Below are 10020 nucleotides of genomic sequence, written 5' to 3'. Positions count from 1 at the left end.
ATAATAGGTTAGTCCGCTCGCTCCGCATCGCGTCCGTTTTGCTCCGCAAAACCGTCCGTTGGAGTCCGCCGACTGCATCTATGTGTTTTGCTGATTATATATGGTGGGGAAGATATGATTTGAATGCTTTATATTTAGTGTTATCAGGAAGGTGAATATATGTCAGATTCATTAAATAAAAAAGTTAATACTGCTACAAAATGGTCTGTGATAACCGAAATAGTAGCAAAACTAATAACGCCAATTACGAGTATGATATTGGCAAGAATACTTGCACCGGAAGCATTTGGAATCCTTACCACGGTATTAATGGTTATTGCATTTGCAGAAGTGTTTGTTGATTCCGGATTTCAGAAGTATTTAATACAACACATATTTGATTCTGAAGAGCAAGAAGAAGAGTATTTAAGTGTTGCCTTTTGGGCTAATTTAGGATTATCTTTATTCATCTGGGGAGCAATTGCTTTCTTCAACAATCAAATAGCTGAAATGGTCGGCAATCCTAATAAGGGGTATTTGATTGTAATAACAGGAGTGACAATCCCTTTATATGGGATGATTGGAATACAAAATTGTAAATTACGGAAAAAACTGGATTTCAAAAAACTATTTTATGTAAGAATAGCATCTTCTCTCGCACCATTAGTGGTTACTATACCTTTAGCTTTATTGGGATTAGATTATTGGGCACTAATTATTGGTAACATCGCGGGAGTTTTGATTAGATCGATTACATTGGCCGTGGTTAAGTCATTTAAACCCAAACTGTTCTTTTCTTGGAATTATCTCCGTGAAATGCTTAGTTATACAATTTGGACTATTTTAAATGGATTGGCGGTATGGCTAACCTCATGGATTGATGCTTTTTTGATTGGAAGATTTTTGACTGATTATTATCTAGGACTCTATAAGAATTCTACCAATTTAATGACATCTATATTTGGATTAGTGACGGCTTCGATAGTTCCTGTATTGTTTTCTGCCTTATCTCAACTTCAAAATGATGAAGCGGAATTTAAAAAAATGTTTTTGCGAATTCAAAGCAATTTGTGTATGTTTCTTGTTCCTTTGGGTGCAGGATTGTTATTGTACAGGAATTTTGCAACGGATATTTTGCTTGGGGCTCAGTGGACGGAAGCAGTAGATATTATTGGTATTTCTGCTATTACAACTGCAATAAGAACAATTTACATTGGCCTTAATGGAGATGTATTCAGAGCAAAAGGTCAGTTTAAAGTACCATTATACCTGCAATTATTGGATTTAATTATAACTGTTCCAGCATGTTTCATTGCACTAAGATATGGATTTTGGATTTTTGTATATGTTAGATCAATAACTAAGATACTACTTGTATTACCTGAAACCTATTACTTAAATAAAATATGTGCAGTTACTATACCTGATCAGGTTAGGGAGTCCTGGCATTACTATGCTGCTACTATTGTGATGGCTGTTGTTGCATGGGGGCTTCATAGTGTAAATCAGACGATGTTATTTAATTTTATTGGTGTAATTATTTGCATGATTGTATATGCTGCAATTCTAATGCTCTTCTCAAACGAGCGAGAGAAACTAAAAAATATGGTTAATCCAATTATTAAAAGAATTAGCAAATAGGTGTGTGTTCATCAGATAATTTAGATTTTGTATATGGTTAATTAGAATGATCTTGTGGATGATTCTAATAAATGGTCACATATTGGATACATAGAAAGTGAGAATAACAATGAAAATAGGGTTATGTTTAGCGCATAAAGGAGTAAATTACGGAATGTTGCTCCAGGCCTATGCTACTCAGAAAAAAATCGAATCATTAGGATATGAAACCGAAATTATTGATTATAACAGAATAGGGTATAAACACATCAGATTCACTCCATGGCTTCCGGTATATTTTTTTGTTGAAATAATGAAGAAGTACAGGAATAAAAAAACAAAAATAACATTGGATAAGTTGCATAAACAGAATGTTGACGCTAGAAAAAAAGTATCTAATGAATTTATTAGTGAGAATCTATTACATAGAGTAAAGTGCAATGGAATAGAGCAACTGGAAAAATATGCCAGAGAGAATTTTGATGGAGTACTAATTGGGAGTGATCAAGTTTGGCCTCCAGATTCTGCTTTTGGTAATTTTACTACTTTGCGATTTGCACCTGATAGCATGAATAAAATTGCATATGCACCTAGCTTAGGGGTTTCAGAATATCCGATTTATTGTAGAAGTAGTGCAGCACAATTCTGGAAACGAATAAATCACCTTAGTGTAAGAGAAGAACAAGGGAAAGAAATTATTCAAAGCGTATGCGATATTCCTGTTGAGGTGGTAGTAGATCCAACATATTTATTTACAAAAGATGAATGGGAACAACTCATACCAGTAAATAACATTGTAAATGATAAGTATATTCTATGCTATTTCCTAGGTAATACTAGAGAGCATAAAGAATTGGCAAGAGCGTTTGCAGATAAAACTGGTATAAAGATTGTTTCTATTCTGAGCACAGAAAGTGTTTCTGACATTGATGTTAGTTATGCGGACGAAATTGTAACTGGTCGTGGACCAAAAGATTTTATTAATCTTATTCGTGGAGCCGAATATGTACTTACAGATTCATTTCATGGGCTGGCCTTTTCGGTAATTAATAATAAGAACTTTTTTATTTTTTACAGAACAAAAGTAGGAAGCAAAAACTCAAGAAATTCTCGTATTGATAATATACTGAAATCCTGGGAACTTGAAAACAGACTTGTATTGAATGATGCTAAGGTGGAAGATTTTGATATGAGCCCAATAGATTATGATAAGGTTAATGAACTTGTTAGAAAAAAACGAGATAAATCATTAAGTTTCTTAAAAAATGCGTTAGAGGACTGCAAGCAATGAAAACAGGAGACTTATTTCAAGAATATAAAGATTGTTGCGGATGCAGTATGTGTGCTAATCAATGTCCTCAAAATGCTATTGAAATGCATCAAGATAATCAGGGCTTTCTGTATCCTAGAGTGGTTGAGAATAAATGTATTAGTTGCGGAAAATGTATAAAAGTATGCCCCCTGAAAAAGGATGGGATAATTAAATCAAGTTTTATCTCATATTATTGTGGAAGCCTACAGAACGTTGAGGATAATATCTCATGTGCTTCTGGAGGGATGGCGACATCTATTTCAAGGGCTTTTATTAATAAAGGTGGAGTAGTATATGGAGCTGCTTATACATCTGATTATAAAAAAATAGAATATATCAGAGCAAATTGTTTAGAAGATGTTGAAAGATTAAAAACATCAAAATATGCACAAGCAAATAAAGGTAATATATATAGGAAAATTGAGAATGACCTAAAATCTAACTGCAAGGTTTTATTTATTGGATTGCCATGTGATGTTGCTGCGGTAGTAAGTAATTATGGAACCAATTCGGATTTATATACTATCGAACTGATTTGTCACGGACCAACTTCACAGAGAGTCCATAGAGAATACTGTGAATTGCAAGAAAACAAATATAATTCTACGATTAAAGATTTTTCGACGCGTTGGAAGAAGAACGGCAGGTGGACTCCATTTTATATTAGAACTACCATGAAAAATGGCAAAGAAACTATGCTTCCATTCCATGATAGCTCTTATGGGGCAGCGTTTAAGTATTTGAAAAGACCTTCGTGTTATTCTTGTAAAATTAAAGGCGAACAGTTACAAGGTGATATGATGATTGGTGATTATCACTCTATAGAACCTGGAATGAGGGGCTACAATGAGCATGGAGTTTCTTCAGCTCTCATTCATAATGAAAAAGGACAAAAGCTAATCGATTTAATTGATGAGACTTTCACTATTTTTCCAATTAGTGAGAAAAATGCTAAAGCCAATAGAGCCATTTTTATGGCTATTTCTAAACCGGAGAAGCAAAAAGTATTTGAAGAAACTTTTATTCGTAGTGGGTTGGAGTCAGCTTATAACTTGAAATTTGTTAAAAAAACTATTATCAAACGAAAATTTAAAACGCTTTTTCTTAAGTGGGGGGTTAAGGTGAAAAGAATTCTAATACCTTCATCTAAGCCAAGCGATGAATGAGTTTTTCGAGAGTGAGGTTATGAATGAATAAGATAGGTATATGTACGCTATTTACAGGCTACAATTTTGGTTCTGCGCTACAATGCTATGCCTCTAAGAGAATTATCGAAAAAACAGGCTATGAGCCTGTGGTTTACAAGCTCAAAGGAAGCTTAATCGAAGGAAGGGACGTCAGGGTAAAAAAAATAGTTGTTTTGTTATTGCGTTCAATCACTCATTTTAAAGAGGCCAATAGAGTTAGAAAATCATATCAATCTAGTTTTAACAAAACCATGTCAGAAACTAGTATGAATCTTTTTTTAGAATTCTATAAAAATGAGATAGCGCCAAATTATGTATCATATTTGCAACTAAAGAATATAGCAAAAAAGAATCAATATACAGCATTTATATGTGGAAGTGATCAAATTTGGGATCCTACTGATTTATATTTAGATCCATTTTATTATCTGGAATTTGCACCATATTCAAAACGAATTGCGTTTGCACCAAGTCTGGGTAAAGAATTGATACCTGATTATAACAAAAAACAGTTCACAAAAAAATTGATGGGGATTAGATTTTTGTCATCCCGAGAAAATTCCGGGAAAATGTTAATAGAAAAAATCACAAATAGACTGTGCGAAGAATTGATTGATCCAACATTGGTATTGAACAAACATGAATGGATTGAACTGCTAAAACTAAAAAAAGAAAATACAGATCGTTATATTTTAGCATATTTTCTAGATGCTCCATCAGAATTAGCAAAGACGAGAGTTAATAGTTATGCTCGAAAGCATGATATCCCTGTTTATTATATTCCATATCTGAATATCGAGGAGGAAAATTGGATAAGTCAAGATTGTGGACCTATTCAGTTTTTAAATCTGGTTTTAAATGCTGAAGTGATTTTTACTGACTCATTTCACGGTCTGGCATTTTCATTGAATTTTGAAAAAGATATTTATGCTTTTAGTCGCAATTATGGTGCTTCTCAAAATCAATCAACGAGATTGTTATCGATTTTAAATTCTATGGACTTGCTGTGCAGATATGATTCTGAAAATGAGCAAGAACCTATAAATTATAAAATGATCACTCAAAAATTGAACGAATTAAGGGAAAATTGCTATTATTATTTGAATTCATGCATTACTGAAGTGGAGAAGAATAATGATAAATAAGAATATTTTGGATATTGGAAAAAAATGCACTGGATGTAGTGCGTGTGCATGCTCATGTCCAGTAAATGCAATATCTATGAAAGTAAATCCGGAGGGTTTTTTATATCCATTTATTGATACGAAAAAATGTGTTTCATGTCAGAAATGTTTTATGGTATGCCCTAGCAATGGTTTAGAAACAGTCAAAAGTACTCCATTAAAGGCAGTTGGACTAAAAAACAAAAATAGAGATGAATTATTACATAGTGCATCTGGAGGAGCCGCCTATATTATTGCAAAAAATATTATACTTAGCGGCGGCATAGTCTTTGGCGCAATATATGATGAGAACCTTGTTGTTAGACATCAGATGATAAGCAATCTTCAAGAATTGCCCAAAATCCAATCCTCAAAGTACGTGCAGTCTGACATGGGAAGTACATTCAAAGCGGCAAAACAATTCTTGGATGAAGGGCGCGTAGTCCTTTTTACAGGAACACCTTGTCAAATTGCGGGGCTTAAATCATTCTTGCGTATAGAGTATGAGAATTTGTATACGATAGATATCATTTGTCATGGAGTTCCATCACCGAAACTTTTTAAATATCATTTGGATTCAATATCAAGAAAACAGCAATCAAATGTAATGAAGTGGGATTTCAGGTACAAAGTAAAAAAAGGGTGGGGTACTAACTACTATTATGAATGTGAGAACGGAAAAACTGACACAAATCCTCTTGAGTTTTTTAAATATGGAATAGACTTTTTGAATGGCTCAAACTATAGGGAATCTTGTTACTTGTGCAATTATTCATATGCTACAAACCGACCTGCAGATTTGACTGTAGGTGATTTTTGGAGACTAATGAAAATTAATCCTAGATTCTATTCAGATGATGGTGTTTCTAGTGTAATTGTCAATTCAGAAAAAGGGTTGAAGCTTATTGATAGTGTAGAAAAAGAAATAGCATACTTTGTCTGCGACTATCAAGACATCGTATTAGGGCAGGATAATTTAAAAGGTCCTACGCAAAGGCCAGAGGAGAGAGAGAATTATTATATTGATATGAATGCATCATTCTTTGAAACTAATATACATCAAATCCCAGTGAAAGCAAGATTGTTGAATTTGCTTCCACAACAATTGACGGTTTATTTAAAAAGAATAAAAGCATTGTTTCGTTAGTTAATAGCAAGCTTTTCTAAGGATTAACAAAGAAAACTAATGCTATAAAGGAGGTATTTGGTAAATGATAGGTACTAAAGAGGAACTACTTGAGTATCTTGCTGCCGATAAAAAAGCATTAAATAGAAGATCAAAAAGACCAGCCTTTAATGATGTTATATGGAAGTATGAGATTTTGCTCCGAAAGTGTGAGTATTATGGAAATAAAAACGGTGTTATTGCTAAATTATTTGGAACTTTTTATCGCTATCGAAGATTTAAATTAGGTCTGAAATGTAATTTTACAATCTCACCGAATACTGTAGGAAAGGGATTGTGTATATCACACGTGGGGCCGATTGTTATTTCGAATTTCGCTACAATAGGTGAAAACTGTAGAATTCATGTTGGAGTTAACATAGGGGCTGATTTTCGCAATGGCAGCGAAGCACCATGTATTGGAAATAATGTATATATTGGCCCTGGAGCAAAAATATATGGTGGGATTTCCATTGCTGATGGAATTGCCATTGGAGCAAATTCTGTTGTAAACAAAGATTTTAGCGAACCCAATATTTCTATCGGTGGTGTACCCGCGAAAAAAATAAGTGACAGAGGAACTAAGGGAGTATTATTTTAAGTATTTTTTAGAGTATATTCCCGTTGAGCTTCGTTAGCGTAACATTAGTTTGCGTGGCAATATATAGGAAGTTTACGATGAAACCAACTACATTACTAATAATGGCCGCGGGCATCGGGTCAAGATTTGGAACAGGTATCAAGCAGTTAGCCACTGTTGATAACCAAAGCCATATCATTATGGACTATTCAATCCATGATGCCATTGAGGCCGGTTTTAATGAAATCATATTTATAATAAGAAGAGATATTGAGGAAGAGTTTAAGGAAGTCATCGGAAACAGGATAGAAGAGATCTGTTCTGGTCACAATGTGGCAGTCAAATATGCCTTCCAGGATATTAACGATATCCCAGGAGTAAAACCTGCAGATAGAATAAAGCCGTGGGGAACTGGTCAGGCTGTGTTAGCTGCTAAGGATTTGATCAACAATCCATTCGCTGTGATCAATGCGGATGATTATTATGGTAAAGAAGCTTACCGTGTTATGCATGATTGGTTAGTTCTTGAACACGAACCTAACGCTTATGCGATGGCTGGGTTTATTCTGAAGAATACACTTTCAGATAATGGCGGCGTGACAAGAGGCGTTTGCCAAGTTGCAGATGGACACACTCATCTGACAGATGTTGTGGAAACAAGCAATATTGTGAAAGTTAATGGCGGAGCTGAAGCTGATGGTGAGACTCTCGATCCGGATAGTTTCGTTTCCATGAATTTCTGGGGCTTTCCTGGAAATCCACCGGAGTTTTTAAATGTTCTTTCTTCTGGTTTTGTGGATTTCTTTGAAAACACTGTACCTGCCAACCCGCTCAAGGCAGAATACCTCTTACCAACTATCATCGGTGGAATGCTAAGAGAAGGGGAGTGCACAGTAAAAGTTCTTCCAACAAATGATACTTGGTATGGAATGACTTACAAGGAAGATGTTGCTGCTGTGCAGACTGCATTTAGGGGTCTGATTAACAGTGGTTTGTATAAAGAAGATCTGTATTCAGATTTGTAAATTATCTGAAAAGATAACTGACTTTTCCAGTTACCAAGCGTACTAATAATATTAGGAAGAAAGAGGAATCAGGTTCTTGGTTGTTTGAATCGATAACTGAGATTATTTTTAACAAGACGGCGAGGCTTAGTGCCTTGCTATCTTGGGTTTTAAGAGAAAACGAAAATATAAAAAGATTGAAAGTGTGGAACTGTAGCGATTTGTCTACTCACCAGGAAAGGAGGCAAGCATTAGTTCATGACGATATATGATTTCTTTTCAAAATATAATGATGTGTACAAAATTGATAAGGTTCGGTTTGATCGAAATGTTGATGAAGTATTAGCTATCGATGAAGAAGAGAAAGAGTTATATACCTTAATTGTGGACATACTTAGCCTTCATGAAGATTACAGACATCCGGACAAATTATTCGGTCCAAAGATGCGATGGGAAGGAAAACGTACCTTCGATATATCGGATCTTACTGAATCTGATTTTGAATTATTATCGGCTCTTGATCTGGAAAAGCTGCCTATTGTAATTGCCACACGGATACGTGATGTGCTGTGGGTTACAAAAAAAGATTATAAGTCAGCTATAAAAGCAGCAGAATCATATTTGGTCTTATTTGAGAAAACCTATGATAATAAGAATTGGACTACATGTGTGGACATGATATGTCGTGCTCTTTGCATAGCAGCTCAAACTGGAAAAAATAAAGATCTTTACAATAGTGTATGCGAAACAATAAAGGCAAGTCTTATCAAAGAAAATGGAAAAGATCCTTTATTCCTGTCGGTTGTGTTATTAGAACAGCTGATTGAACAAAAATATGGATCATATTCAGATTATCTTGATATAGCAGATAATATTATTTCCTTTTCAGTGGAGCAGAATCATTTTGAACATAAAGTTGAAGAGGCTTATAAGGTCAAAAGACAGCTCCTTGTCTGGGGTAAACAATCCACACATGATTGTGATATGGATTTAGTCGCATATTATGAATCGAAAGCAGAGAAAAAGAGCGAGGCAATCAATGACCTGTTTATTTCGATAAAGGCTCTTGAAAAAGCAATCCATATTGCGAGAAATAATCAAGAACCTGAAAAGGCGGCTGTATTACTGAGAAAACTTGGTGAATTACAGAAACAGGTTCCTGGACAAATGGCAAAAATCTCACACTCTGTGGATATGAAAGAGCCGCATGATAAAATTGTAAAGCTGTTTGAGGATACCTCATTTACGGAAGATTTGTGGACACTTACTCAGCTTATTCATATCTATACAAAGGATGAACTAAGAAAGCAAATCAATGAAGAAGGAAACTTCTTTAGTGGTATGTTTGGTGCAAGTCTGTTGGATGGAGAAGGGAGACGAGTTATCGATTTACCACCGTTACATGGGAATGAGACTAATGAGCATGTTATAGAATTACATATGTTTCGAAAACTCACGGAGTACACAGATATTTCTGGTCGTACAGCTATTTACTGGGCACTTCAAGAAATTAATCGAAAACATAAATTTGACGAAAAGGATCTTCTCTTCATATTTAATGAATGTGCGATTGTACGTCCAGGGAGGGAAAAGATTCTCGCCAGTGGATTTAATATGGCGTTGCACAGCCGATTCTATGAAGCATTGCATATATTAGCACCTCAGGCCGAAAATACTTTCCGCTATATTGCAGAAGAAAATGGTGGATTGGTCTATACACTTGAAGACGATGATACATCAAATGCAAAAACACTTTCATCGATATTTGATATTCCTGAATTAGTGGATTGTTATGATCCAGACTATTTATTCACATTCCGTGGATTGTTAAACGAAAAAGCAGGAAGTAATCTGAGAAATATGATAGCGCATGGTATTTTAGAACCTGGCGCAGCTAATTCAGGTTCTTCGATATATTTCTGCTTTGTATTTTTTAAGATATTTGTGGCTACTTCACATGGATTCTACATGAAACTTGATGAAGAGAAAAACGAAGATGATAATTAAGAA

The 10020-nt window shown here is 34.8% G+C and carries 8 protein-coding genes; all 8 read left to right on the top strand.

What is annotated here, in order from left to right:
* Positions 1-159 precede the first annotated feature (159 nt).
* Entirely contained in the window at positions 160-1620 is a 1461-nt protein-coding gene (locus GKG41_RS10475) for a lipopolysaccharide biosynthesis protein (RefSeq protein ID WP_154258430.1), read from the top strand.
* Positions 1621-1729: 109 nt separating this feature from the next.
* Entirely contained in the window at positions 1730-2890 is a 1161-nt protein-coding gene (locus GKG41_RS10470; RefSeq protein WP_154258429.1) for a polysaccharide pyruvyl transferase family protein, read from the top strand.
* A complete protein-coding gene (locus GKG41_RS10465) occupies positions 2887-4077 on the top strand; it encodes a Coenzyme F420 hydrogenase/dehydrogenase, beta subunit C-terminal domain (RefSeq protein WP_154258428.1) in 1191 nt (396 codons plus the stop codon). The genes GKG41_RS10470 and GKG41_RS10465 overlap by 4 nt, the downstream gene beginning before the upstream one ends.
* 23 nt (positions 4078-4100) lie before the next feature.
* Positions 4101-5243 (top strand): polysaccharide pyruvyl transferase family protein, encoded by a 1143-nt coding sequence (locus GKG41_RS10460; protein ID WP_154258427.1) that lies wholly within the window; start codon positions 4101-4103, stop codon positions 5241-5243.
* A complete protein-coding gene (locus tag GKG41_RS10455) occupies positions 5233-6408 on the top strand; it encodes a Coenzyme F420 hydrogenase/dehydrogenase, beta subunit C-terminal domain (protein ID WP_154258426.1) in 1176 nt (391 codons plus the stop codon). The genes GKG41_RS10460 and GKG41_RS10455 overlap by 11 nt, the downstream gene beginning before the upstream one ends.
* A gap of 64 nt (positions 6409-6472) precedes the next feature.
* On the top strand, positions 6473-7027 hold the full coding sequence (locus GKG41_RS10450) for a serine acetyltransferase (RefSeq protein ID WP_154258425.1): 555 nt from the start codon (positions 6473-6475) through the stop codon (positions 7025-7027).
* A 77-nt stretch (positions 7028-7104) separates the two neighbouring features.
* Entirely contained in the window at positions 7105-8031 is a 927-nt protein-coding gene (locus GKG41_RS10445) for a sugar phosphate nucleotidyltransferase (RefSeq protein WP_154258424.1), read from the top strand.
* 237 nt (positions 8032-8268) lie between these two features.
* The gene (locus GKG41_RS10440) at positions 8269-10017 is read left to right on the top strand and encodes a DUF4209 domain-containing protein (RefSeq protein ID WP_154258423.1); all 1749 of its coding nucleotides are present in this window, start codon (positions 8269-8271) and stop codon (positions 10015-10017) included.
* Positions 10018-10020: the final 3 nt, after the last annotated feature.

The sequence above is a fragment of the Lactonifactor sp. BIOML-A5 genome (genome assembly GCF_009677585.1).
Classification (GTDB): domain Bacteria; phylum Bacillota; class Clostridia; order Lachnospirales; family Lachnospiraceae; genus Lactonifactor.
Note: the sequence above shows the minus strand (reverse complement) of the source record. Positions and strands in the feature narration are given on the sequence as shown.